This window comes from Bacillus sp. DU-106 (assembly GCF_004799705.1).
In the GTDB taxonomy this organism is placed as follows: domain Bacteria; phylum Bacillota; class Bacilli; order Bacillales; family Bacillaceae_G; genus Bacillus_A; species Bacillus_A cereus.
Genome location: NZ_CP026607.1, coordinates 307,501 through 333,907, shown reverse-complemented (window position 1 = coordinate 333,907; position 26,407 = coordinate 307,501). Strand labels below are relative to the sequence as shown.

The window sequence follows — 26,407 nt, the reverse complement described above, 5'->3', positions numbered from 1 at the left end:
TACATTTTTTAGAAAAATATTAATTATTCCTTTATTAAAATTTTCAGATGAAAATTCATGAGAAAATAGTAACTTTCAAGGTTATTTAAAATTCTTCTTCCTCATATTTTTAAACAGGAGAATCTTCTCTACGAATTGAATAAATTTATTTGAATATGAAACTCGGAGGAAGATAAATATATGAAAACAGCTCTTTTACTCATCGATATTCAAAACGATTATTTTCCAAATGGAAAGATGGAATTGCGTAATCCAGTAGAAGCAAGCGAATATGCTAATCAGTTATTACAACACTTTAGAACAAACAGCGAACCTATTTTTCATATCCAACACGTAGCTATAAAAGATGACGCTACTTTTTTCCTACCTAATACAGAAGGTGTACATATTCACGAAAGCGTACGTCCACTTAGAGAAGAAACAGTTATAGTCAAACATTATCCAAATAGCTTCCGAGAAACTAATCTTCTAGAGCAATTAAAACGTTTAAATATTGAACATGTCGTTGTATGTGGGATGATGACTCATATGTGTATCGATGCTACAGTAAGGGCTGCATTCGATTTTGGCTTTCAATGTACCGTTATACATGATGCTTGTGCTACAAAAGACCTGTCTTTTAAGAACGCTACTATACCAGCTGTTTACATTCACAATACAATTTTAGCTAGTTTAAATGGCGTATATGCAAATGTAATAAGCACGCAAGAATTTTTAGCTACATAAAAAAACACTCCTTTCAGTGAGCAAAACCGAAAGGAGTGTTCCTTGTCGAACCATAGATTTTCTTTCAAATTGTATTATACAGGAAATTCTCAAAATGAATACTAAAAAATATGACTAATAAGTCAACTTTTCTCATCATTTTATTTCTGTTCACATGTTTATCCCGCTATTAATAGGTTTTAGCTCATTCCCTTCGAACGATGGTAATATATAGGATTTCAATTTTAAAAGGAGCTCTTCACATTCTGTGAAGAGCTCCTCTACTATTTCTTATAAAGTTTCAGAAGTAGTTTTTGCTTGCATGTGAAGTGCTAAGTAATCAGGTCCACCAGCTTTAGAGTCTGTACCAGACATGTTAAAGCCACCGAATGGTTGGTAACCTACGATTGCACCAGTACATCCACGGTTGAAGTATAAGTTACCAACGTGGAAGTCTTCGCGTGCTTTTTCAATATGGTCACGGTTGTTAGTAATAACAGCACCTGTTAAACCGTATTCCGTATTATTTGCAATTGCAAGTGCATGATCGAAGTCTTTCGCTTTACAGAATGCTACTACTGGTCCGAAGATTTCTTCTTTCATTAAGCGAGCATCTTCTGCAACGTCAGCAACGATTGTTGGTTGGATGAACCAGCCTTTTGAATCGTCTCCTTCGCCACCTGCTAAGATTCTACCTTCTTCTTTACCAATTGCAACATAGCTCATTACTTTATCGAATGCAGCTTGGTCATTAACAGGACCCATGTTTGTACCTAATACTGCTGGGTTAGCAACTGTTAATTCTTTTGTTAATTCAACAGCACGATTTAATACATGATCATATACATCTTCATGGATTACTGCACGAGAACATGCAGAACATTTTTGTCCTGAGAATCCGAATGCTGATGCAACGATAGACTTAGCTGCTAATTCAAGATCTGCTTCTTTATCAACAACGATTGTATCTTTACCGCCCATTTCAGCGATAACACGTTTTAACCAAATTTGTCCTGGGTTTACTTTCGCTGCACGCTCATAGATGCGGATACCTACATCACGAGATCCCGTGAAGCTTACGAAACGTGTACGAGGATGATCTACTAAGTAGTCACCAACTTCAGAACCGTTACCTGGAACGAAGTTTACTACGCCAGCTGGTAAGCCAGCTTCTTCTAATACTTCCATAAATTTCGCTGCTACTACAGGAGTTGTACTAGCTGGTTTTAGTAATACTGTGTTACCAGAAACTAAAGCAGCTGTTGTCATACCTGCCATAATTGCGAATGGGAAGTTCCAAGGAGAAATGATAACACCTACTCCTAATGGAATGTAAGAGAAACGATTATATTCAATTGGACGGCTTTCTACTGGAATACCGTCTTTTAATTTTAACATTTGACGACCATAATATTCCATAAAGTCGATTGCTTCTGCTGTATCAGCATCTGCCTCATTCCATGGCTTACCTGCTTCTTTTACAAGAATAGCAGAGAATTCATGTTTTCTGCGACGAACGATTGCTGCAGCACGGAATAAAATGTCTGCACGCATTTCTGGCTTTGATTTTCTCCAAGTTTGGAATGTTTCATCCGCTACTTGCATTGCTTTTTCAGCTAACTCACGGCTTGCTTTTGAAACACGACCAACAAGTTCCTCTTTATTTGCAGGGTTTACAGAAACAATTTTGTCTTCTGTAGTGATTTTTTCTCCCCCAATAATTAATGGATAGTCTTGTCCAAGATAAGATTCTACTTTCTTTAAACCTTCTTCAAACGCTAATTTGTTAGCCTCCACTGAAAAATCTGTAAATGGCTCATGTTTGTATGCTACTACCATTTTTTTTAGCCTCCCCTTAGAAAAACGTTTACATTTTACAACATTATTCTACACGATAATTTAGATTTATTCAAATATTCCTAGACTTATATTTTAAAAATTAATAAATTTTTAAAATATAATAAAAAAAAGAGATTCATACATGCGTATGAATCTACAAAATATGAGTATATTCCAAAACATTTTTCCCGATCAATAATATAGTAACTAATAAAAATAAAGTCCTTACATATCCAACACCTTTTTGAACCGCAAACTTCGATCCAAAATAAGCACCTAAGATCATTGATAATCCCATGATAATACCGTATTCAAAATGAATTATATCTAAAAATAAAAAAGTAATTAAAGATACAATATTACTAACAAAGTTCAAAAATTTTCCAGATGCTGCCGCTTGAATAAAATCCAAGCCAATTAATAAAAATGCAAAAATTAAAAACGACCCTGTCCCTGGTCCAAAAAATCCATCATAAAATCCTATCATTAAAATAGCAAAGAAAAATATTAATGTTTTTCTTTGCGTCATCTTCTTATAGGTAGACACACTTCCCCAATTCTTTTTTGCAATAATATAAATAGCAATAAATACCAACATTACAAGTACTAATGGGCGTAAAATATCCGGTGGAATAAATTTTACTACTAAAGCACCTGCAACAGCTCCAACAATAGTTAACGGGATTAACTTTCCTACAATTTTAAAATCAACTTTTCCTGATCGAATAAAATACATCGCACTCGTAAACGTCCCCATTGTTGCCGCTAATTTATTCGTTGCAATTGCCGAAGCTGGCGATAAGCCAACAAACATAAGCGCAGGAAGCGAAATTAACCCTCCTCCTCCAACAACGGAATCAATAAAAGCTGCTAAAAAACCGAATGCAATTAATAAAATAATGACTTGAAAACTTAATTCTTCCATGAGATTTACCCCTTACCCCTATTTTTTACAACATTTTAAATTATAACAAAATTACATAAGAAAAAAAGCTGTTCCATAGAGGAACAGCCTTCATATTTAATCTAAAATCTTCACAAGTGGTTCATCTTGTTTTGCTTCACGTATAATAATAGCTTCTGGGCGTTCTACAGATTTAATCGTTACTTGTACTTTCATATAATTCGGGAAGTATTCCATAACAAGCCCTGCCACATATTGTGTAAAACCAACTATTTCAGCTTTTCCATTAAACTGGACAGGAATATCAAGCTTCATTTCTCTTAATTCATCATCTCTATACATACCAGTACCAATAACAGCTGTATAGTCGCCTTGGAAATAATCGCTTAGTTTTGCCTTAAAGTTGGATACTCTTGCAAGGTCTTCACGTTTATTATCTGTTTTCGCTTGCTCTGATGGGAACAAATAATATTTTTCATTAATTTGTTGCCAATCTTCAACCGTTTCACTACCTTTTTCGGCATTTGCATAAGAAACAAAGTTACCTGGCACGAGCGAAGACTTTGGAGCTTGGCGATAAATCGCAAATGTTATTGGAATATTTTTGGTTTCAGGTTCTTTTTGATGTATGACTTTCAAAATTTCTTGCGCCATTTTTTTCCCTTCAGCTAACATCTTTTCATCCGGGATTGCAGCTTCACGTGGATAACCATGCTCTTCGTTAAAATATTGAACAGAATTCATTGCTAATCCAACTACCATACCAACGCGTTCCTCGCCGTTATCGCCTTTTTTCACATAATAATCATGCTCTAAAATATTTGAAATATATATTGGATTTTTTTTATTTTTCACTTCTAGTGATTCGGATCCTGTTCCTAATGCAGGGTTTAATCCTATATTAGGAAATTTAACTGCATCTTTTTTTAATTTGTCCTCTAGTTCCTTTTGTTCAGCATCTGTACGTTTTCTTTTAACAAGCATCTGTATAGTTTGAGTATCTAGAGCTTTTCCGCCTTTTAAAAAATTATCTTTCGTACTAAATGATTCTTTTGCAATTCGCATTAACCCTGTTTCAAATTCATCTATATCAAGACGACTATTTAACCCTTGCACCACTAAACCACGTGCATTTCCACCATCAAATGGAATAGTCGTCTTATAATATTCATCCGAAATAGCGTATTTTGGAACAACTGATTGTTCTTTTGCTTTCCCCGATTTCTCAGCCACTTTTTCATCTTTGTCGGCACCTGCACTACACCCACTTACAAGTAGGCCAAGGCTTAATACCGCTAATGCTATTTTTTTCATGGTAAGTTTGCACCTCTTACTTATTTAGCTCTTGTAAGAACCTCTCTTCATTCCAAACCTCAACATTATGTTTCTCCGCTTGTGCTAATTTCGAACCAGCCGCTTCACCTGCAACAACTAAATCCGTACTCTTACTAACACTTCCCGTTACTTTTCCACCTAATGCCTCAATCTTCTTCTTCGCTTCACTTCGCCCCATAACTTCTAGCTTACCTGTTAAAACAACCGTTTTTCCTGCGAAGTAAGATTCAACATTTTGTAAATCTGCAATTTTTATACCTTTGTATGTCATATTCACGCCATACTCTTTAAACTGCTGTAATAACTCTAATACATCTTCATTATCAAAATATGTCACAACAGATTGAGCCATTTTTTCGCCAATTTCATTAATTGCTTTTAGTTCTTCTTCCGTTGCTTTTACAAGCTCATCCATCGTTTCAAAGTGCTCTGCAAATGTACGTGCTGCTTTCGCTCCAACGTGGCGAATTCCAAGACCAAATAATAATCGCTCTAACGAGTTTTCTTTAGAATTTTCAATTGCTTGTATTAAGTTTGTTGCTGATTTTTCACCAAAACGTTCTAACTGTAATAATTGCTCTTTCGTCAATGCATATAAATCAGCAAATGTACGAATGTAATCAGCATCAAAGAGTTGTGTAATGACACGTTCTCCAAGTCCATCAATATTCATTGCATTTCTTGAAACGAAATGGATTAACCCTTCTCGAATTTGAGCAGGACAAGTTGGATTTATACAACGAAGTGCTACTTCTTCTTCTAAACGAACAAGTTCACTCTCACATGCTGGACAATGAGTTGGCATGCGGTATTCTTCTTCCTCACCAGTACGCTTATCAAAAATAACGTTCACAACTTCAGGAATAATATCTCCAGCCTTCTTCACAACAACGTAGTCACCAATTCGAATGTCTTTTTCACGAATTAAATCTTCGTTATGTAAAGAAGCACGACGAACAATCGTACCAGCAACTCTCACTGGCTCTAGTTCTGCAGTCGGTGTTACAACTCCTGTTCGGCCAACACTTAATTCAATGCCTGTTAATCTCGTTACAACTTCTTCAGCCGGGAATTTATAAGCAATCGCCCATCTTGGACTCTTCGCTGTAGTTCCTAGACTTTCTTGAAGGGCAACATCATCTACTTTTATAACGATTCCATCAATCTCATAATCAAGATGCGGACGTTTTTCTTGCCATTCTTCTACATAAGCTATAACTTCTTCAATTGTTTCACATGTACGGCGATTTGGATTTGTCTTAAATCCAAGTTCACCTAAGAAATCAAGCGATTCACTATGTGATGGAATTGTTTTTTCTTCTACATTCGCAAGACCATACACAAACATAGATAAGTTACGCTTCGCTGCAATTTTCGGATCAAGTTGACGTATTGAACCTGCTGCTGCATTACGCGGATTCGCAAATACATCTTCTCCATTTTGCTCTTTTTCTTCATTTAGTTTAACGAATGAACGCTTCGGCATATAAGCTTCGCCTCGTGCTTCTAACGTTACTTCTTCATTTAAACGAAGTGGGATAGCTTTAATCGTTTTTAAATTTTGAGTAATATCTTCACCCGTTACACCATCACCACGTGTCGCCCCTTGAATGAAGCGTCCTTTTTCATAATGAAGCGAAACGGCAAGCCCGTCAATTTTTAATTCACATATATATCTTACATTCGCACCATCAATTCCTTGACGTACTCTTCTGTCGAAATCACGTAAATCTCCTTCGTTAAATGCATTTCCTAAACTTAACATTGGTGACTTATGTGTTACTTTTTCAAATATATCAAGAACAGTCCCCCCAACGCGAACGGAGGGAGAATCTTCACTCATAAACTCTGGGTTCTCTGCTTCTAATTTTATAAGCTCCTGCATATTACGGTCATATTCCGCATCAGAAACAGAAGGATTGTCTAATACGTGATATTGATAGTTAAATGTATTTAATAAATCACGCAGTTCTTCTATACGTTTTTTTGCTATCTCTTTTGACATATCCTCATTCCTTTCTATTGTTTCGTCACAGGTGCAAATTTTGCTAACAAACGTTTAACACCAATTGGGCTTGGGAATGCAATATCTAATTCTTTTGCATCACCTTCACCTTTTACACTTACAACTGTACCGACTCCCCATTTTTGGTGGGAAGCTTTATCTCCTACTGCCCAGCCAATTTGTTCGCCGCCTGTCGTCTTAGCTGCAGGGCGCGCGAAAGCTGAACGAGAGCGTGTTGTCGTTGTGATTGTCGTTTTGCCGCTACTTGCCGTTCTGCCTTTTGCACCAAACGATGTTTCACGCTTTGGCGCTGTTTCATTTAATGATTCCACTAGTTCTGTCGGGATTTCTGTAATGAATCGAGACGCAGCGTTCATACTTGTTCTACCAAATAAAGTACGCATTTGCGCGTTAGATAAATATAGCTCTTCTTCTGCACGGGTAATACCTACATAAGCAAGACGACGTTCTTCTTGCATTTCATCCTCTTCCATAAGAGAACGAGTATGAGGGAATATCCCTTCCTCTAAGCCAACAATAAACACAACCGGGAACTCTAATCCTTTCGCTGAGTGCATCGTCATTAAAATAACTTCTTCACCAGCAGTTGGGTCTTCATCTACACGATCAATATCAGCAACAAGTGCTAAATCTGTTAAGAATGCAACAAGGCTCTTATCTTCGCTTTGAGATTCAAATGTTTGCGTAACAGATAAGAACTCGTCTAAGTTTTCTAAACGACCTTCCGCTTCTAAAGAACGTTCATTTTTCAACATATCGCGATAGCCTGTTTTTTCAATAACTTCTTCTACTAATTCTGTAACAGATAAATACTCTTGCATATTTACCCAGTTATTTAATAAATTCGCAAATTCTTTTACTGCCTTTGTAATTTTTGCACTTACTCCAACATGCTCAATTTCATCAAATACAGCAGTTAATGAAATTCCGTTTTGCACACCGTAATTAATAATTTTATCGATAGAAGTCGCACCAATACCACGCTTTGGCATGTTAATAATACGTGCAAAACTAATTTCATCATCTGGATTACCGATTAAACGTAAGTACGCCAAAATATCTTTAATCTCTTTACGGTCGTAGAACTTCGTACCCCCGACAATTTTGTACGGAATGTTAGATTTAAGGAAAATCTCCTCGACCATACGAGACTGAGCATTCGTACGATATAACACTGCAAAATCAGTATATTTTCGTTTCCCCATTTGAATATCGTCACGAATTTTTTTCGCAACAAAATACGCTTCGTCCTTTTCAGTTGCAGCACGATAATACGAGATTTTACTTCCAACTTGATTGTCTGTCCATAATTTCTTCGGCTTACGATTCGTATTTTTTTCAATAACAGCATTCGCTGCATTTAAAATATTTTGTGACGAACGATAGTTTTGTTCTAACAAAATTACTTGTGCATTCTCATAGTCTTTTTCGAACGACAAAATGTTAGAAATATCTGCACCACGCCAGCGATAAATAGACTGGTCAGAGTCACCTACAACGCAAAGATTTTTAAAACGCGCTGCCAAATGTTTAACAAGAAGATATTGCGCTTTGTTCGTATCTTGATACTCATCAACGTGAATATATTGGAACTTACGCTGATAAAACTCTAATACTTCTGGAACACGTTCAAATAACTGAATCGTGGTCATAATTAAATCATCAAAGTCTAATGAATTATTTTTCAAAAGACGTTTTTGATACTCTGTGTATACATCGCTCGTTAATTTTTCATATGGATCAGCCATTGTAATTTTTTTTGCATATTTATCCGCAGATAACAGTTCATTTTTCGCATTACTAATACCCGCTAAAATAGAGCGCGGCTCAAATTTCTTCGGATCAATATTGCGCTCTTTCATAATTTTTTTGACTACAGTTAGCTGATCGCCTGAATCTAAGATTGTAAAGTTACGATTAATACCAATACGATCGATATCCCGTCGTAAAATACGTACACACATAGAGTGGAACGTCGAAATCCAAATATCTTCTGCTTCTGGTCCCACAAGTGTATCAATACGCTCACGCATTTCACGAGCTGCTTTATTTGTGAAGGTAATAGCTAGTACATTCCATGGTGCTACACCTTTTTCACCAAGTAAATACGCAATACGATGTGTTAACACACGTGTCTTACCACTACCTGCACCTGCCATTAATAGAAGTGGTCCATTCGTTGTTTGGACTGCTTTTTGTTGCTGTGGATTTAAACCGTTTAATAATCTATCTGTCATACTCATATACGCCTGCACCTACTCTCCTTTTACTGCTTTAACTGTTTTTAACGCCGATTTTATATCATCATAAATAATATTTCCAACAACTACTGTATCAGCATATTGTGCCATTTCTTTCGCCTGTTCTGCATTAGAAATACCACCGCCATAGTATAACTTAGCTTGTTTCAATTCTGCTTTTACATTTTTAACAAGTTCAACATCTCCATACGTACCGCTATATTCTAAATAAAATATCGGTAAATGTAATAACTTGTCTGCTAAACGAGCATATGCAATAACGTCATCTTCTGTTAAATCACATTTCGCTTCTGTAAGCTGGGCTACTTTCGCTTCTGGATTTAAAACACAATACCCTTCCATAAAAATTTCGTCCCAGTCCATAATATCCCCAAATTCTTTCAATGCCTCATGATGAACACCTGTTACCCATTCTACTTTTCGGCTATTTAAAACACTTGGGATGTAATAAAAATCAAATCCTGGTGTAATTGCTTCTACATCAGAAACCTCTAATACACAAGGAACTGCATATCTACGAATGCTAACTAGCATGTGTAATACGTTATCAATTGTAACTCCATCACTTCCGCCTACAATAACCGCATCAGTTCCAGACTCACAAATCATTTCTAAATGTTCATCGCTTAACTCCTTATTTGGATCAAGCTTAAATACATGTTTCCATCCGGAAATATCGTACATGAAAACACCCTTCCTTTTCTCTAGTTATATATATTTCTGTTCAAAATAACAGTTTATTTTCATCATTATTGTTTTAACTTCATCTTAAATATTTGTTTAAAACGGAGAATTAAGTTTGGAATTACCTCTTCCATATTTTTTAAACTAGAGGATTTAATTTTGAAGTTCCTTTTATGCATTCTTTCATTATAACAAAAAAAGTTACTTACACACACGCACATTCCAACATCTTTTTCCACGTCAAATGTTGGATTACATATCCCAAAAATCAAACGGGATACTAATAAAAGAAATAGTATTATCTATTTCAACTTTCATAAAAAGGAGTGTTTTTCTAATGAAGCAAAATATCGGGACAATAAACGCTCTAATTCGAATTACACTTGGGCTTGTCCTCTTCGGATGTAGTGCAACTAAACTTGTACGCAAGCCGTGGTGCACTTGGTCTAACATTTTTCTATGGATTGGTGCAATGAAAGTTGCAGAAGGAATTGTTCGTTTCTGCCCTGTTGTTGAAATGTGGAAATTCGGAAAATACATGAATATGGGGGCATTTAAAATGCCTAGCATGAATTTTGCTGAAAAAGGACATGCTAAAGAAGAAGTGAATCAAACTTCCACTCATGACAAGCCAAAGTCAAAAGGAAGTTATGACGCTTCTGACAAAGAGATTGAGTCAGCGATTGAAAATATAATCCTGGCAAAACCGCTTTGAATCATTTGTCACGATGCAAGATGCTCTCAAAGGGACTTAGCTGCTGCAGTGGGCGGTTAAGTCTTCTTTATTTTACCATAAAACAGAACGTACATTCTCTTTTTCGACCTTAAAATGTATATAAAAGATATCAATCAATAAAATTCAGAAAATTAGGTGCATACCTCTTGCTTAAAATGATATAAAAGTGATATCATTTTTATATCAGGAGGCGATCATATGAAAGAAAAACAAGTATTTTATGTAAATGGTTTTCTCGGTATTATTGGAATTTTGATTTTAGCTGCTATCGGTGTATTTTTCCTTGCACAAGAAATTTTCATAGGAGCGGCACTAACTATTATATTAGCCGCAGTTCTCGCTACAGGTATCGGTATTGTTCAACCGAATCAAGCGAAGGTTATTACGTTCTTCGGTAATTATTTAGGAACAATTCGTCAAAACGGTTTATTTTTAACGATTCCGTTCGCATTCCGTCAAACTGTATCTTTACGTGTTGAAAACTTTAACAGTAAAAAATTAAAAGTAAATGACGTTGATGGAAATCCAATTGAAATTGCAGCTGTTATCGTATATAAAGTTGTTGATTCTGCAAAAGCAATGTTTGGTGTTGAACATTATGATCGATTTGTAGAAATTCAAAGCGAAACGGCAATCCGCCATGTTGCAACAAAATATCCTTATGACAATTTCCAAGATGAAACCTGCGTTACGTTACGCGGAAATACTGAAGAAATCTCTGAAGAATTAAAACGTGAATTAGAGGCGCGTCTTGAAATTGCTGGTGTAGAAGTATTAGAAACTCGTTTAACGCACTTAGCTTACGCAACAGAAATTGCCCATGCAATGCTACAACGCCAGCAAGCAAAAGCAGTATTAGCTGCTAGAAAAGAAATTGTTGAAGGTGCTGTGAAGATGGCGAAAGATTCCATCCATATGTTAGATGAAGAAGGCGTACTAGAACTCGATGACGAGCGTAAAGCAAATATGGTAAACAACTTATTAGTTGCCATCGTTTCAGATAAAGGTGCGCAACCAGTTATTAATACAGGAAGCCTATACTAAGGGCTATAAGTAATTATGGCTAAAAAGAAAAGCTTTCCATTACGTATTGATCCTGAATTACACGCAGTCATCGAAAAATGGGCAAATGATGAATTTCGTAGCGTCAATGCACACATCGAGTATTTACTTCGAGAAATGGCAAAGCAAAAAGGGAAATTAAAAAAAGATAAAGATGCATAAAAAATCCCGCTGATTCCTCAGCGGGATTTTTACATATTAACTTTTCGTCATCTCATGCCCAATTGCACGATATCCTATATCACTTCGATAAAATAGACCATCACTCTCAATTTTACCGATTTCTTTATATACTTTATCTTTTGCTTCTTGTAAACTATTTGCCTTACAAGCAACAAATAATACACGGCCACCGTTCGTTACAAAGTCCCCATGTTTCATTGCTGTACCTGCATGGAAAACAATCACATCTTGCAGTGCATCTAGTCCACTAATAATATCACCTTTTTTATATGCTTCTGGATATCCTTTAGAAGCAAGTACAACACCGATTACAGCTTCTTCTGACCATTGGAACGTTAGTTCACTTTCATCTAATACAGCGTTACATACGTCAACTAAATCATTTTCTAAGCGAGGTAATACAACTTCTGTTTCAGGATCACCGAAGCGTGCATTAAATTCAATTACCTTCGGACCATCATTTGTTAAAATAAGACCTGCGTATAAAATACCTGTAAACGAACGGTTTTCTGCAATCATCGCCTTAGCAGTTGGATGTAATACGGTTTGAATCGCTTCTTGAACTGCTGATTCTGGAATTTGTGGTACTGGAGAATATGCACCCATTCCGCCCGTATTTGGACCTTTATCACCATCAAAAGCTCTTTTATGATCTTGGGCGATTACCATTGGATGTACAGTTGTTCCATTCACGAATGCCATTAATGAAAATTCTTGTCCATCTAAAAACTCTTCAATAACGATCTTCTTACTTGCCGCGCCGAATTTCACATCTTGTAGCATTTCTTTCACAGCTTGTAATGCCTCTTCAAGCGTCATTGCTACCGTTACCCCTTTACCCGCAGCTAGGCCGTCAGCTTTAATAACGATTGGTGCACCAACTTTTTGAATGTACTGTACTGCTTCTTCATAATCTGTAAAAGTTTCGTACGCCGCAGTTGGAATATCATACTTTTTCATAAGCTCTTTTGTAAAAGCTTTACTACCTTCAATAACAGCAGCCGCTTTATTCGGACCAAATACGCGAAGTCCCTCTTCTTTAAAACAATCAACAATTCCATTCATAAGCGGAATTTCTGGTCCAACGAAAGTTAACTCAACATTATTCTCTTTTGCAAATAAAACTAATGCATCAAAATCATTTTCATCAATATCAACTGGTGTTGCAACATCTCTCATACCTTCATTACCTGGTGCTACATATACCTTTTCTACTTTTTTAGATTGTGCAAACTTCCAAGCTAAAGCATGCTCACGACCACCGCGGCCAATTACTAAAACATTCATATTTCATCCCCCAATAATTAAATAAGTACAAACTAGAAGCTATGCTCCTAGTTTGCTTTTTCATATCAATAAAAGGTTATCTCGACCGGACTTTTTAAACATCCTCTATTAGTGTTTGAAATGACGTACGCCAGTGAACACCATAGCAATCCCATAAGTATCTGCCACTTTAATAGAATCTTCATCACGGATTGATCCGCCTGGTTGAATGATTGCTGTAATTCCTGCTTTTGCTGCTTCTTCTAATGTATCTGGCATTGGGAAGAAAGCATCAGATGCAAGTGCGCTACCTTGTGCTTTTTCACCAGCTTGTGTAATTGCGATTTTTGCAGAACCTACACGGTTCATCTGTCCCGCACCGACGCCAATTGTCATGTCATCTTTCGCTAAAACAATTGCGTTTGATTTCACATGTTTTACAACTTTCCAAGCTAGTTTTAAATCTTTCCATTCTTGCTCTGAAGGTTCACGTTTCGTTGGAATTGAAATTGTACTTTCATCTAATGATAACGTATCTTCTTCTTGAACGAGAAGTCCACCTTGTACAGAAGTTAGTTTTTTGCTTGCACTTGTCGCTTTTTCAATATTTATAGTTAATAAACGTAAGTTCTTCTTACTTTGTAACACTTCTAAAGCTTCTTGCGAGAACGAAGGTGCGATAACAATTTCTAAGAAAATTTCATGTAACTTTTCTGCTGTAGCTTTATCAATTTCACGATTTGCTGCAATAATACCGCCGAAAATTGATACTGGATCTGCTTCATAAGCGCGAGTATATGCTTCGTGAATATCAGTTCCTACTCCAACACCACATGGATTCATATGTTTTACTGCTACTACTGCTGGTTCTGTAAATTCTTTTACGATGCTAAGTGCTGCGTCTGCATCATTAATATTGTTATACGATAATTCTTTACCGTGTAATTGTTCTGCGTATGCAACAGAAGAAGTTGCTGCGAATGGCGCTTTATAGAAAGTTGCCTTTTGATGTGGGTTCTCGCCATAGCGTAAGTCTTGCTTTTTCTCAAATGTCACAGTTAATGTTTCTGGACTTTCTTCACCCATTTGCTCTGTTAAGTAGTTAGAAATTAACGCATCATACGCTGCTGTATGACGGAATACTTTCGCTGCTAGTTTACGTTTTGTTTCCTCTGCTACTTCACCGTTCTCTTTCAGTTCTGCTAACACAATATCATAATCTACTGGATCTACAATTACCGATACGAATTTATGATTTTTCGCAGCAGAGCGAATCATTGTTGGGCCACCGATATCAATATTTTCAATTGCATCAGCAAATGTTACATCAGGCTTAGCGATTGTTTCTTTAAATGGGTATAAGTTAACAACAACAAAGTCAATTGGCTCTATACCTAACTCATTCATTTGTGTTACATGTGTTTCATTATCACGAACTGCTAATAGACCACCATGAATATTTGGATGTAATGTTTTCACACGGCCATCCATAATTTCAGGGAAACCAGTTACTTCAGAAATGCCGATTACTTGTAAGCCATTTTCTTCTAGTAACTTTTTCGTACCACCTGTTGAAATAACTTCAATCCCTTGTTCTAGTAACCCTTTAACAAATTCTACTACTCCTGTTTTATCTGAAACACTTACTAATGCACGCTTTTTCATTTATCCTTCACCCCTGGTTGTATGTTAGTTAACAGTTGATTCTTTCACAGACTGAACAATTTGATTCACTGTATTTACGTATAATTTATGTTCAACTTGTTGAATTTTCTTTTGTAAGCTTTCTCTCGTATCCCCTTCAGAAACAACCACTGCTTCTTGTGCAATAATTGGCCCTGTATCCATACCTGCATCTACATAATGAATTGTTACTCCAGTTACTTTCACACCTGCTTCTAACGCTTGACCGACAGCATCTTTACCCGGAAAGCTCGGTAGTAATGATGGATGAATATTAATAATCTTCCCGCCGTATGCTTCTAGTAACGTCGGCCCGATTAAACGCATATATCCAGCTAAAATAACATAATCAATTTCATATTCTTCTAGCTTCTTTAATATCTCTTTTTCAAACGCTTCTTTTGACTCATATGCTTTCGCTGAAAAAGCAAAACACGGAATATGATGATAATTTGCCCGTCCAACAGCTCGTGCTTCTGGTTTATCACATACTAATAAACTAATTTCTGCATCCAATCTTTTTTCTTCTACCGCATTAACGAGAGATTGAAAGTTAGATCCACTTCCAGAAGCAAAAACTGCTAATCTACTCATAGTGCTGTGCCCCCATTAAAAGTAACGCCAGCTCCTTGTATAGTACGTCCAATAATACGAGCCATTTCTCCTTGCTCTTCAAGAAGACGAACAACATCTTTTGCATCTTCTTCCTTCACTGCTACTACCATACCAATACCCATGTTAAAAATATTGAACATTTCTTTCTCTTCCAGTTTTCCAACTTCTTGAAGCAAACTAAAGATCGGCTGAATTTCCCAAGATCCTAGTTCAATCTCAGCACCGATTCCTTCTGGCAACATGCGTGGAATATTTTCAATAAATCCACCACCTGTAATATGCGCCATACCGTATACTTCATGTTTCTTCAATAGTTCTAAAATAGGTTTGACATAAATTTTCGTTGGTTTTAATAATTCTTCACCAAGAGGTAGTTCTAAGCGGCCATAAATACGCTCTAAAGATAGTTCCCCATCTTCTAATAACACTTTTCGTACTAAAGAGTAACCATTGCTATGAATACCGCTAGATGCTAAGCCAATTAGCACGTGACCAGCTTCAATCTTTTCACCTGTTACAATTTTCTTTTTATCAACAATCCCAACTGTAAAACCAGCTAAATCATATTCTTCCGTAGAATACATTCCTGGCATTTCAGCTGTTTCTCCACCGATTAATGCACAACCAGCTTGGCGACAGCCCTCTGATATACCTTTGACGATGTTTTCAATTTTACTAGGTTCAGCTTTACCACAAGCAATATAATCAAGGAAGAAAAGCGGCTCTGCTCCTTGGACAACAATATCATTTACACACATTGCTACTGCATCAATACCAATTGTGTCATGTTTATCTGCCATAAAAGCGAGCATCAATTTCGTTCCCACGCCATCTGTTCCAGATACTAATACAGGTTCTTCTAATGCAAATTTTGATAGATCAAACATACCTCCAAAACCGCCTAAACCGCCTAGTACTTCTTTTCTCATAGTTGTTTGTACGTGTTTTTTCATGCGAGATACCGCTTCATATCCAGCTTCAATATCTACTCCTGCTTGCTTATATGCATTCGCCATCGTTATTTACACCTCGTCTTTTAATTTCTCCCCATCCAGGGCGGGCTATTTTAAGAAAGGATCTAGCTCCTACATCAAAAGAAGTAGAAGCTTTTCTCACTTTTCTTATTTCATGCTTTCTAAAAGCTCTTGCTCATAATCATAAAGAGCTGTTGGATAGTCCCCATTAAAGTAAGCCATGCATAGGCCGCCATATTTCCCTTCATATGGACGTCCAATTGCATCTACTAATCCATCTTCACTTAAAAATGTTAAAGAATCTGCTCCGATCATTTCACGGATTTCTTCTACTGTATGATTTGCTGCAATTAATTCTTTTCTCGTTTGAATATCAATGCCATAGAAACATGGATATTTCAGAGGTGGTGAAGCAATTCTTACGTGAACTTCTGTCGCTCCAGCTTCACGAAGCATACGAACAATTCGTTTACTTGTCGTTCCTCTTACGATAGAGTCATCAATCATAACAACTCGTTTCCCTTCAACTACACCTCTTACTGCGGAAAGCTTCATCTTAACCCCTTGCTCGCGCAGTTCTTGAGAAGGTTGAATAAACGTACGTCCAACGTAACGATTTTTAATTAATCCTAACTCATATGGAATACCTGTCGCCTCCGCATAGCCAATCGCAGCTGAAATACTAGAGTCTGGTACACCAGTAACAACATCTGCTTCAATAGGAGCTTCTGCCGCTAAACGTTTCCCCATATTCTTACGTGCTGCATGGACGTTAACACCAGCAATATTAGAATCTGGTCGTGCAAAGTAAATGTATTCCATACTACAAATTGCATGTTCTACATCGTTTGTGAAACGATCTACGTGAATTCCTTCATCATTAATGATAAGTAATTCACCCGGTTCTACATCGCGAATGTATGTTGCACCTACTACATCAAAAGCACATGTTTCAGATGCTACAACGTAAGCATCCCCCATCTTTCCAATTGAAAGCGGACGGAACCCATTCGGATCTAATGCAACGATCATTTCATTTCCAGTTAGTAAAAGATACGCAAACGCACCTTTCACTTTGTTTAAAGCTTCTTTTACACTTTCAATTAAAGAATCTTTTGTACTACGTTTAATAAGATGTAAAAGTACTTCTGTATCTGAACTAGTTTGAAAAATACTGCCCTCTGCTTCTAATTCACGACGAAGCATTTTTGCGTTAATTAAATTTCCGTTATGAGCTAACGCCATACTATGATCGGAAAAACGGAACAACAATGGTTGAACGTTAGCAACTTCACTTCCACCAGCTGTTGCATATCGTACATGTCCGATCGCTGATTTTCCATTTAATCCTTCTAGCTCACCTCTTGAAAACACTTCTGATATTAAACCTAACCCCTTGTGACCGACGATTTTTTCCCCATTATTTACGACAATGCCTGCGCCTTCTTGCCCACGGTGCTGTAAACTGTGCAATCCGTAGTATGAAACTTGTGCTGCATTTTCATGCCCCCAAATTCCGAAAACGCCACATTCTTCGTTTAACCCCTTTATTTCAGCAAGCATGGGATTGCCCCTTTCCAAGCCTTTCTCATTTCATCTACATTTGCTGTAAGTAATACTTCATTTTCTTCATTATGAATTGTTACTTCATTTGTACTTGTTACTTCTCCAACTTGGATTGCTTCTACCACTTTCTCAAACGCCTCTTTATTTTCACGTTTTACAGTTATCACGAAGCGAGACTGTGATTCAGCGAATAATGCTGCTGTTGCTTCTCCATCTAATTTCACAGTAGCACCTAAGCCTTTAGCACCAATTGCACTTTCTGAAATCGCAACTGCTAAACCACCTTCAGCAACATCATGTGCAGATTGAACAAGACCAGCTTGAATTGCTTCTAATACTTGTTTTTGGCGTTTTAATTCTACATCTAAATCGATACTTGGTGATTGACCGAAAATTTTGCCGTGAATCATTTTCTGTAATTCACTTCCGCCAAACTCAGCTTTCGTCTCACCAATTACATACACTAAATCACCAGCTTGCTTAAACTCTTGTGTTGTTACATGTTTTAAGTCATGCACAAGTCCGACCATCCCAACAGTTGGTGTTGGATATACAGCTTCACCACTACGCTCGTTATACATCGATACGTTTCCGCCGATAACTGGTGTTTGTAATGTGCGACAAGCTTCACTCATACCGTCTACTGATTTCTCAATTTGCCAGAAGATTTCTGGTTTTTCTGGGTTACCGAAGTTTAAGCAATCTGTAATTGCAAGTGGCTCTCCGCCAGAACATACGATATTACGCGCTGCCTCTGCTACTGCAATTTTACCGCCCATCTCTGGGTCTAGATAAATGTAGCGAGAGTTACAATCTGTCGTCATTGCTAATCCTTTTTCTGTACCGCGTACACGTACAACTGCAGCATCTGAACCTGGCGTAACAACTGTGCTTGTGCGAACTTGGTAATCGTATTGATCGTATACCCACTCTTTACTTGCAATTGTTGGTTGCTGTAATAAAGCGAATAACGTTTCTTTATAATTTTCTACTTTTGGCGTTTCCATTTTCATTGCTTGGAATTCAGCAAAGTATGCTGCTTCTTTTGATGGCTTATGATAAATTGGTGCTTCTTCTGCTAAAGCATCTGCTGGAACTTCAGCTACCTTTTCACCTTTATGGAATAAACGAAGCATTTTATCTTCTGTTACTTTCCCCATCGTAACCGCTGCAAGACCATACTTCTCAAATAAATCTACTATTTCTTGTTCTCTACCTTTTTTCACGACAATTAACATACGCTCTTGTGATTCAGATAGCATCATTTCATATGGTGTCATTCCTGTTTCACGCTGTGGTACATCATCTAAGTACATTTCAATACCCATTCCTGCTTTACTTGCCATTTCTGCAGATGATGATGTTAAACCAGCCGCACCCATATCTTGAATTCCAACAAGTGCATCGGATTGAATTAATTCTAAACACGCTTCAATAAGAAGCTTTTCCATAAATGGATCCCCTACTTGAACCGCTGGACGTTTCGCTTCTGAGCTTTCAGATAGTTCTTCCGACGCGAATGTTGCACCGTGAATACCGTCACGACCAGTTGATGCTCCTACGTACATTACTGTGTTACCAGCACCGTGCGCTTGCCCTTTTTTAATGTCTTCGTGGTTAATCAAACCTACGCACATTGCATTTACAAGTGGATTTCCTTCATAACATGGATCAAATTGTACTTCGCCGCCAACAGTCGGAATACCGATGCAGTTACCGTATCCTGCAATTCCTGCTACTACTTCTTCGAATAAATATTTCACACGTGGTGACTGTAATTCACCGAAACGAAGTGAGTTTAATAGAGCTACCGGGCGTGCTCCCATAGAGAATACGTCACGAATAATACCACCAACACCTGTTGCAGCTCCTTGATATGGTTCAATAGCTGAAGGATGGTTATGACTTTCCATTTTAAATACAACTGCTTGATTATCACCGATATCTACAATTCCAGCACCTTCTCCAGGTCCTTGCAGAACGCGCTCACCTGTAGTTGGAAACTTACGAAGAACTGGTTTTGAATTTTTATAACTACAATGTTCAGACCACATTACAGAGAATAACCCTGTTTCTGTATAATTTGGCAGACGACCTAAAATCTTTTCAACCATGGCAAACTCTTCGTCTGTTAGCCCCATTTCCGCATATATACGCTCTTCTTTAATTTGTGTTGGATTTGGTTCAAGCATTAACGACATATGTTTCCCTCCACTGTTTTAAGATAGATTGAAAGACTTTTAACCCTTCAGCACCGCCAAGTAATTCATCTACAGCACGCTCTGGGTGCGGCATCATACCAAGTACATTTCCTTTTTCATTTACAATACCAGCAATATCTGAAACGCTACCGTTAGGGTTTTCTACGTAACGGAATGCGATTTGATTGTTCTCTTCTAATTGTTTAAGAGTCGCTTCATCACAATAGTAATTCCCCTCACCATGCGCGATTGGAATATTAATTATTTCATCTTTTTCATATTGTGATGTAAACATCGTTTCATTATTTTCAACACGTAACTGAACAGTGCGACACATAAATTTTAAGTTTTCGTTTCTTATTAACGCTCCTGGTAGTAATCCTGATTCAACAAGAATCTGGAATCCATTACATACACCTAAAATCGGCTTTCCTTGCTCAGCAGCTTTTTGCACTGCTTTCATTGCATTAGCAAAGCGAGAGATAGCACCGCAGCGTAAGTAGTCACCATAAGAAAATCCACCTGGTAGTAGAATTGCATCATATTCATCTAAATTCTCTGTATCGTGCCAAACGTAATCTACTTCTTCGCCAAGCTCATCTTTAATTGCATGGAACATATCGACATCACAGTTCGAACCCGGAAATACTATTACGGCAAATTTCACTGTGCGACAACCTCCTCAACTTCATAACGGAAGTCTTCCATTACAACGTTCGCTAATAGTTTTTCACACATTTCTTTTACCTTGCTATCTAAATCAGATACAGATTTATCAATTGTTAGTTCCATGTACTTTCCGATTCGAACGTCTTGTACTTCTGTGAATGAAAGACTATGAAGTGCTCCTTTTACTGCTGTTCCTTGTGGATCTAATACGCTTTCTCTTAATGTTACATATACCTTAACTTTATACATGTGAAATTCCCCCTAAACGTTTTAAAATCTCTTCATAAGCATCTGTTAAATTTCCAAGATCACGACGGAATACATCTTTATCAAACTTTTCATTGCTCGTTTCATCCCATAAACGGCAAGTATCTGGTGAAATTTCATCCGCTAAAATGATTTCTCCTTCTTCCGTTACACCAAACTCTAATTTGAAATCTACTAATCTTACACGACAGCTTGCGAAATGATCAATCAACACTTGATTGATTTGTAGAGCCATATCTCGTAATACACTTACTTGCTCTGGCGATGCAACGTTTAATACACGAATATGATCTTCCGTTACAAGCGGATCTCCTAAATCATCATCTTTGAAGTAAAATTCTACGATTGGTTCTGCAAGTACAGTTCCCTCTTCCATTCCTAATCGTTTTGAAAGACTTCCTGCAATTACATTTCTTGTGACAACTTCTAAAGGAATAATACTCACTTTTTTAACAAGTTGTTCTGTTTCAGATAACTTCTCAACAAAATGTGTTTTAATTCCCACTTCTTGTAACTTTCTGAACAATAAAGTTGTAATTTCATTGTTCAAACGACCTTTTCCTGTAATCGTCTCTTTTTTCTCCCCATTGAAAGCAGTCGCACTATCTTTGTACTCTACCCAAACCATATCTGCTGATTCTGTACGATAAATTCTTTTTGCCTTACCTTCATACAGCAATTCTAGCTTTTGCATTTCGCAAGCCCCCTGTAGTTTGAAAAATGTGAATAATATTTTTATAAAGAATGGCACAGAATGACTCTATTCTGTGCCATATGAAATTTTACGCTTCGTTTAATCCAAGGCGTTCAAAGATTGTATCAACGTGTTGCATATGATGCTCATAGTTGAAGCATTCATTAATCTCTTCTTGTGTTAACTTGCTTGTAATACGCTCATCAGCTTCTACAAGCTCTTTAAATTGTACTTGTGTTTCCCAAGCTTCCATCGCTTTAGGCTGTACGATATCATAAGCTTCTTCACGTACCATACCTTTGTCGATTAGTGTAAGCATTACGCGCTGAGAATAAATTAAGCCGTATGTTCTTGTCATATTACGTTTCATATTCTCTGGGTATACAGTTAAGTTTTTAACGATATTACCAAAGCGATTTAACATGTAATTTAATGCGATTGTAGCATCTGGTAAAATTACACGTTCTGCCGAAGAGTGAGAAATGTCACGCTCATGCCATAATGGAACATTTTCGTAAGCTGTCATCATATAACCGCGGATAACACGAGCTAAACCAGTCATATTTTCAGAACCAATTGGATTACGTTTATGTGGCATTGCAGAAGAACCCTTTTGACCTTTTGCGAAAGCTTCTTCAACTTCACGTGTTTCACTCTTTTGTAAACCACGAATCTCAACTGCCATCTTTTCGATAGATGTTGCAATTAGTGCAAGTGTTGACATGTAGTGTGCGTGACGATCACGTTGCAATGTTTGTGTTGAAATTGGTGCTGCTTCTAATCCTAAATTTTCACAAACATATTTTTCTACGAATGGATCGATATTTGCATATGTACCAACCGCACCAGATAGTTTACCAACACGAACTGTATCAGCAGCTTGTTTGAAACGCTCTACGTTACGTTTCATCTCTTCATACCAAAGACCAAGTTTTAAACCAAATGTCGTTGGTTCTGCATGAACACCGTGTGTTCTTCCCATCATGATTGTGTATTTATGCTCTTTCGCTTTGTTAGCTAAAATGCTTACAAAGTTCTCTAAGTCTTTTAATATAATTTCATTCGCTTGTTTTAAGATGTAAGATAATGCTGTATCTACTACATCTGTAGATGTTAAACCGTAATGAACCCATTTACGTTCTTCGCCTAATGCTGGCGTTTCTGATACAGCACGAGTGAATGCAACTACGTCATGACGTGTTTCTTTTTCAATTTCATAAATACGATCAATATCAAATGATGCATGTTCACGAATTTTTTTAACATCTTCTTTTGGAATATCGCCAAGCTCAGCCCATGCTTCACAAGCTAAAATCTCAACTTCTAACCACGCTTTAAATTTGTTCTCTTCCGTCCAAATCGCACCCATTTCAGGGCGTGTATAACGACTAATCATCTTTTTCCCTCCAACAGTTGTTCTTGATGGTCCCAAATATGCAAACTCTTCGCTTTTTCTAGAGCGACTTCAATATTATCATTTAAAATATTAACATGCCCCATTTTTCGCTGTGCTTTTGCTTCTTCTTTTCCATACAAGTGTAAATAGCACCCGGTTAATCTATTCACTTGTCTTAGGACCCCTTCTATATGTTCGCCTAAAATGTTTACCATGACAACTGGTTTTAACAAATTTGTTTCTCCTAGAGGTAAATTACAGATTGCTCGAATATGTTGACCAAATTGACTCGTTTCACATGCATCCTGTGTATAGTGTCCTGAATTGTGAGGTCTTGGCGCTAATTCATTAATATAAATCTCACCATTATCTGTAGCAAACATCTCTACAGCTAGTGTTCCCACAAGTTCTAATTCATCCGCAAGTACCTTTGCATACGCAATTGCTTTTTGAGAAAGCTCTTCTGTAATGCGAGCTGGAACGATAGATTCATGTAAAATGTTATTTACATGAATATTTTCTGCTACTGGAAACACTTTTGTTTCACCACTTACACTACGAATCACAATAACTGATACTTCTTTTTCAAAAGGCACCCATTTCTCTAAAATACATTCTGCTTTATCCACAAGATTTCTTGCTGCCTCAACATCAGCTTCACTTCTTAAAACAACTTGTCCTTTCCCATCATATCCACCTGTCGTCGTTTTTAAGACGGAAGGGAATGATAACCCAGCAATTGCTTCTGTAAGCTGATCTTGATTTTGAACTAATCTATACGTTGCTACTGGTAACCCAGCCTTCTCAATCGCATTCTTTTCTGTAAAACGATTTTGTGTTGTATTTAACAACTGACTACCTTGTGGTAAGTACGCATGTTTTTCAAGCCATTGTAAACATCTATAATCAATATTCTCAAATTCATATGTGACAACATCACTTATCTCTGCTAAATGCTGAATTGCTTTTAAATCATCATATGGTGCAACAATTTCAATATCAGCAACTTGTGCACATGGCGAATGCTTTGTAGGATCTAAAACAGCAATTTTATATCCCATCTCCTTAGCTACCAATGCCATCATTCTTCCTAGCTGGCCGCCTCCAATAATACCGATTGTTTTTCCAGGTAAAATGATTCTCGTCATACTAGCTCACTACCTTCACGCACATCTTTTTCAATCGCTTCTCGTCTCAATTCTAATGCATCATGTATATCATCATGAAATGATCCAAGTATTTGTGCGGCAAGTAATCCAGCATTCGTTGAACCGGCTTTACCAATTGCAACAGTTGCAACTGGAACACCTCCTGGCATTTGGGCGATGGATAATAATGAATCTAAGCCGTTTAATGCTTTTGATTGAACTGGAACTCCAATTACAGGAAGATTTGTCTTCGCTGCAACCATTCCTGGTAAATGTGCTGCTCCACCAGCTCCAGCAATAATAACTTTCAATCCACGTTCACGAGCCGTCTCTGCATATTCAAACATATAATCCGGAGTCCGATGAGCGGATACAACTTTTTTCTCATACGGTATATTTAATTCATCTAAAATGTCACAAGCATATTTCATTGTTTCCCAGTCTGACGTACTTCCCATTATGACTCCAACTAGTGATTTCATATTAGAATCCCCCCGATTCAAATAAAAAAAGCCTGAAATAGAACAGTTTCTCTTTTACTATGAGAGAAAGCGCTCTACTCAGGCATACGTATCCCTTGTGAATAGAAAAATACCGAGTGACTTTCCCTCATAGTCTAACGAATAACGGTCGTTAGGTAGAGACTTGCAGGCCATATCCCCGCGATTATATGAGGTCTTATATTATTGTTTCTATGGCTATATTAACAATATTTCATAAACAATGTCAATAAATAATCGAATGTTTTTTTATTAGCAGTCAATAACGTTCGTGTTTTAGTTATATTCAAAAGAAGAATTGCAACTATATACAAGAAGAAAAGGGAATTAGAATATATATTTCTAGAGATCTATTTTATGTATTTATCGTTTAAATAGCACTTCAGTATGTTTTTAATCAAAATATATACACTCTTGTATTATTATAACGATTTAATTTCTAAGGAGGATAACTGTTAAAGAAAGAACTTGGCTATTATCCTATTTATTTTTCTCTATTGCAGTAATTTCTGTAATTATTAAATATTTATTTATAGCATCTCATTATTTAAAATATATACTTATGATAGAAATAATGTGTCCTATTTTAAGTATTACTTTAGCGACATTAGGAAAATCAGGAACACAAAAAATCATTACTATTATTTTAAAGAGTCTCTACTTCATTCTTTTTTCGTCTGTAGCTTTATTAAATTTACGGATTATAGCATTCGGTAAATAAAAATAAACACAAAAAAACCTAAGTCAAAATAACTTAGGTTCTTGCTTGGCGACGTCCTACTCTCACAGGGACAAGGTCCCAACTACCATCGGCGCTAGAGAGCTTAACTTCCGTGTTCGGTATGGGAACGGGTGTGACCTCTCTGCCATCATCACCAAACTATGAAGGCATATTCCTTCAAAACTAGATAACATTTGCTACATATTATATGGTTAAGTCCTCGATCTATTAGTATTCGTCAGCTCCACATGTCACCATGCTTCCACCTCGAACCTATCAACCTGATCATCTTTCAGGGATCTTACTAGCTTACGCTATGGGAAATCTCATCTTGAGGGGGGCTTCATGCTTAGATGCTTTCAGCACTTATCCCTTCCGCACATAGCTACCCAGCTATGCCCTTGGCAGAACAACTGGTACACCAGCGGTGCGTCCATCCCGGTCCTCTCGTACTAAGGACAGCTCCTCTCAAATTTCCTACGCCCACGACGGATAGGGACCGAACTGTCTCACGACGTTCTGAACCCAGCTCGCGTACCGCTTTAATGGGCGAACAGCCCAACCCTTGGGACCGACTACAGCCCCAGGATGCGATGAGCCGACATCGAGGTGCCAAACCTCCCCGTCGATGTGGACTCTTGGGGGAGATAAGCCTGTTATCCCCGGGGTAGCTTTTATCCGTTGAGCGATGGCCCTTCCATGCGGAACCACCGGATCACTAAGCCCGACTTTCGTCCCTGCTCGACTTGTAGGTCTCGCAGTCAAGCTCCCTTATGCCTTTGCACTCTACGAATGATTTCCAACCATTCTGAGGGAACCTTTGGGCGCCTCCGTTACACTTTAGGAGGCGACCGCCCCAGTCAAACTGCCCACCTGACACTGTCTCCCGGGTCGATAAGACCCGTAGGTTAGAATTTCAATACAGTCAGGGCGGTATCCCACCAGCGCCTCCACCGAAGCTAGCGCTCCGGT

22 protein-coding genes, 2 rRNA genes, 1 pseudogene and 1 riboswitch (1 of these 26 cut by a window edge) are annotated in these 26,407 nt (G+C 37.5%); of the genes and pseudogenes, 5 read left to right on the top strand and 20 right to left on the bottom strand.

Annotated features, from left to right (window positions below; all coding sequences use genetic code 11):
• Positions 1 to 180: 180 nt before the first annotated feature.
• Positions 181 to 746, top strand: a pseudogene (locus tag C3Y97_RS01835) (cysteine hydrolase family protein).
• A 250-nt stretch (positions 747 to 996) separates the two neighbouring features.
• Here C3Y97_RS01835 and pruA read toward each other — a convergent pair.
• From pruA to pcrB, 6 genes are all read right to left on the bottom strand, one after another.
• Entirely contained in the window at positions 997 to 2,544 is a 1,548-nt protein-coding gene (gene pruA, locus C3Y97_RS01830) for an L-glutamate gamma-semialdehyde dehydrogenase (RefSeq protein ID WP_000259555.1), read from the bottom strand.
• Positions 2,545 to 2,698: 154 nt separating this feature from the next.
• Positions 2,699 to 3,469, bottom strand: a complete 771-nt coding sequence (locus tag C3Y97_RS01825) for a TSUP family transporter (RefSeq protein ID WP_121868411.1) — start codon at positions 3,467 to 3,469, stop codon at positions 2,699 to 2,701.
• Between the two features lie 96 nt (positions 3,470 to 3,565).
• Positions 3,566 to 4,762 carry a CamS family sex pheromone protein gene (locus C3Y97_RS01820; protein WP_000717030.1) on the bottom strand — a complete coding sequence of 399 codons (1,197 nt, stop codon included), beginning with the start codon at positions 4,760 to 4,762 and terminating at the stop codon, positions 3,566 to 3,568.
• A 16-nt stretch (positions 4,763 to 4,778) separates the two neighbouring features.
• Positions 4,779 to 6,788, bottom strand: a complete 2,010-nt coding sequence (ligA, locus tag C3Y97_RS01815; RefSeq protein ID WP_000031450.1) for an NAD-dependent DNA ligase LigA — start codon at positions 6,786 to 6,788, stop codon at positions 4,779 to 4,781.
• A gap of 14 nt (positions 6,789 to 6,802) precedes the next feature.
• A complete protein-coding gene (gene pcrA / locus C3Y97_RS01810; RefSeq protein WP_002164784.1) occupies positions 6,803 to 9,052 on the bottom strand; it encodes a DNA helicase PcrA in 2,250 nt (749 codons plus the stop codon).
• A gap of 12 nt (positions 9,053 to 9,064) precedes the next feature.
• A complete protein-coding gene (gene pcrB / locus C3Y97_RS01805; protein WP_000272099.1) occupies positions 9,065 to 9,754 on the bottom strand; it encodes a heptaprenylglyceryl phosphate synthase in 690 nt (229 codons plus the stop codon).
• Between the two features lie 337 nt (positions 9,755 to 10,091).
• Here pcrB and C3Y97_RS01795 point away from each other — a divergent pair, with 337 nt between their 5' ends.
• From C3Y97_RS01795 to C3Y97_RS01785, 3 genes are all read left to right on the top strand, one after another.
• Positions 10,092 to 10,469, top strand: a complete 378-nt coding sequence (locus C3Y97_RS01795) for a YgaP family membrane protein (RefSeq protein ID WP_000812346.1) — start codon at positions 10,092 to 10,094, stop codon at positions 10,467 to 10,469.
• 219 nt (positions 10,470 to 10,688) lie between these two features.
• Positions 10,689 to 11,534 (top strand): SPFH domain-containing protein, encoded by an 846-nt coding sequence (locus tag C3Y97_RS01790; protein WP_000660669.1) that lies wholly within the window; start codon positions 10,689 to 10,691, stop codon positions 11,532 to 11,534.
• A gap of 15 nt (positions 11,535 to 11,549) precedes the next feature.
• Complete coding sequence (locus tag C3Y97_RS01785) at positions 11,550 to 11,714, top strand: type II toxin-antitoxin system antitoxin (RefSeq protein WP_001085171.1); 165 nt, start codon at positions 11,550 to 11,552, stop codon at positions 11,712 to 11,714.
• A 36-nt stretch (positions 11,715 to 11,750) separates the two neighbouring features.
• Here C3Y97_RS01785 and purD read toward each other — a convergent pair whose 3' ends face one another.
• The 12 genes from purD to purE all read right to left on the bottom strand — a co-directional run bounded on the left by purD (position 11,751) and on the right by purE (position 24,696).
• Complete coding sequence (purD, locus tag C3Y97_RS01780; protein ID WP_098212901.1) at positions 11,751 to 13,022, bottom strand: phosphoribosylamine--glycine ligase; 1,272 nt, start codon at positions 13,020 to 13,022, stop codon at positions 11,751 to 11,753.
• 108 nt (positions 13,023 to 13,130) lie between these two features.
• Positions 13,131 to 14,666 (bottom strand): bifunctional phosphoribosylaminoimidazolecarboxamide formyltransferase/IMP cyclohydrolase, encoded by a 1,536-nt coding sequence (gene purH, locus C3Y97_RS01775; protein ID WP_088362278.1) that lies wholly within the window; start codon positions 14,664 to 14,666, stop codon positions 13,131 to 13,133.
• A gap of 24 nt (positions 14,667 to 14,690) precedes the next feature.
• Positions 14,691 to 15,278, bottom strand: coding sequence for a phosphoribosylglycinamide formyltransferase (purN, locus tag C3Y97_RS01770; RefSeq protein ID WP_000088589.1), 588 nt, complete (start codon positions 15,276 to 15,278; stop codon positions 14,691 to 14,693).
• On the bottom strand, positions 15,275 to 16,315 hold the full coding sequence (purM, locus tag C3Y97_RS01765) for a phosphoribosylformylglycinamidine cyclo-ligase (protein ID WP_001262439.1): 1,041 nt from the start codon (positions 16,313 to 16,315) through the stop codon (positions 15,275 to 15,277). Before purM ends, purN begins: the two co-directional genes overlap by 4 nt.
• Positions 16,316 to 16,420: 105 nt before the next feature.
• Positions 16,421 to 17,836, bottom strand: coding sequence for an amidophosphoribosyltransferase (gene purF / locus C3Y97_RS01760; protein WP_000879025.1), 1,416 nt, complete (start codon positions 17,834 to 17,836; stop codon positions 16,421 to 16,423).
• Positions 17,821 to 20,040 carry a phosphoribosylformylglycinamidine synthase II gene (gene purL, locus C3Y97_RS01755; protein WP_000055564.1) on the bottom strand — a complete coding sequence of 740 codons (2,220 nt, stop codon included), beginning with the start codon at positions 20,038 to 20,040 and terminating at the stop codon, positions 17,821 to 17,823. The genes purF and purL overlap by 16 nt, the downstream gene beginning before the upstream one ends.
• Positions 20,024 to 20,707 (bottom strand): phosphoribosylformylglycinamidine synthase subunit PurQ, encoded by a 684-nt coding sequence (gene purQ, locus C3Y97_RS01750; RefSeq protein ID WP_000666774.1) that lies wholly within the window; start codon positions 20,705 to 20,707, stop codon positions 20,024 to 20,026. Before purQ ends, purL begins: the two co-directional genes overlap by 17 nt.
• Entirely contained in the window at positions 20,704 to 20,958 is a 255-nt protein-coding gene (purS, locus tag C3Y97_RS01745; protein ID WP_000278823.1) for a phosphoribosylformylglycinamidine synthase subunit PurS, read from the bottom strand. The genes purQ and purS overlap by 4 nt, the downstream gene beginning before the upstream one ends.
• Positions 20,951 to 21,670 carry a phosphoribosylaminoimidazolesuccinocarboxamide synthase gene (purC, locus tag C3Y97_RS01740; RefSeq protein WP_001170544.1) on the bottom strand — a complete coding sequence of 240 codons (720 nt, stop codon included), beginning with the start codon at positions 21,668 to 21,670 and terminating at the stop codon, positions 20,951 to 20,953. Before purC ends, purS begins: the two co-directional genes overlap by 8 nt.
• Before the next feature lie 88 nt (positions 21,671 to 21,758).
• Positions 21,759 to 23,066, bottom strand: coding sequence for an adenylosuccinate lyase (purB, locus tag C3Y97_RS01735; protein ID WP_000625682.1), 1,308 nt, complete (start codon positions 23,064 to 23,066; stop codon positions 21,759 to 21,761).
• Complete coding sequence (gene purK, locus C3Y97_RS01730) at positions 23,063 to 24,214, bottom strand: 5-(carboxyamino)imidazole ribonucleotide synthase (RefSeq protein WP_000196809.1); 1,152 nt, start codon at positions 24,212 to 24,214, stop codon at positions 23,063 to 23,065. The genes purB and purK overlap by 4 nt, the downstream gene beginning before the upstream one ends.
• Positions 24,211 to 24,696, bottom strand: coding sequence for a 5-(carboxyamino)imidazole ribonucleotide mutase (purE, locus tag C3Y97_RS01725; protein ID WP_000839365.1), 486 nt, complete (start codon positions 24,694 to 24,696; stop codon positions 24,211 to 24,213). Before purE ends, purK begins: the two co-directional genes overlap by 4 nt.
• Before the next feature lie 110 nt (positions 24,697 to 24,806).
• Positions 24,807 to 24,908, bottom strand: a riboswitch (purine riboswitch).
• Positions 24,909 to 25,162: 254 nt separating this feature from the next.
• Between purE and C3Y97_RS27990 the strand changes: the two genes are divergently transcribed.
• Positions 25,163 to 25,435 carry a hypothetical protein gene (locus C3Y97_RS27990; RefSeq protein WP_078214846.1) on the top strand — a complete coding sequence of 91 codons (273 nt, stop codon included), beginning with the start codon at positions 25,163 to 25,165 and terminating at the stop codon, positions 25,433 to 25,435.
• A 43-nt stretch (positions 25,436 to 25,478) separates the two neighbouring features.
• Here C3Y97_RS27990 and rrf read toward each other — a convergent pair.
• Together rrf and C3Y97_RS01710 are read right to left on the bottom strand one after the other, a co-directional pair.
• Positions 25,479 to 25,594, bottom strand: a 5S ribosomal RNA gene (gene rrf / locus C3Y97_RS01715).
• A 49-nt stretch (positions 25,595 to 25,643) separates the two neighbouring features.
• Positions 25,644 to 26,407 (bottom strand): 23S ribosomal RNA (locus C3Y97_RS01710) (it continues 2,158 nt past the right edge of the window).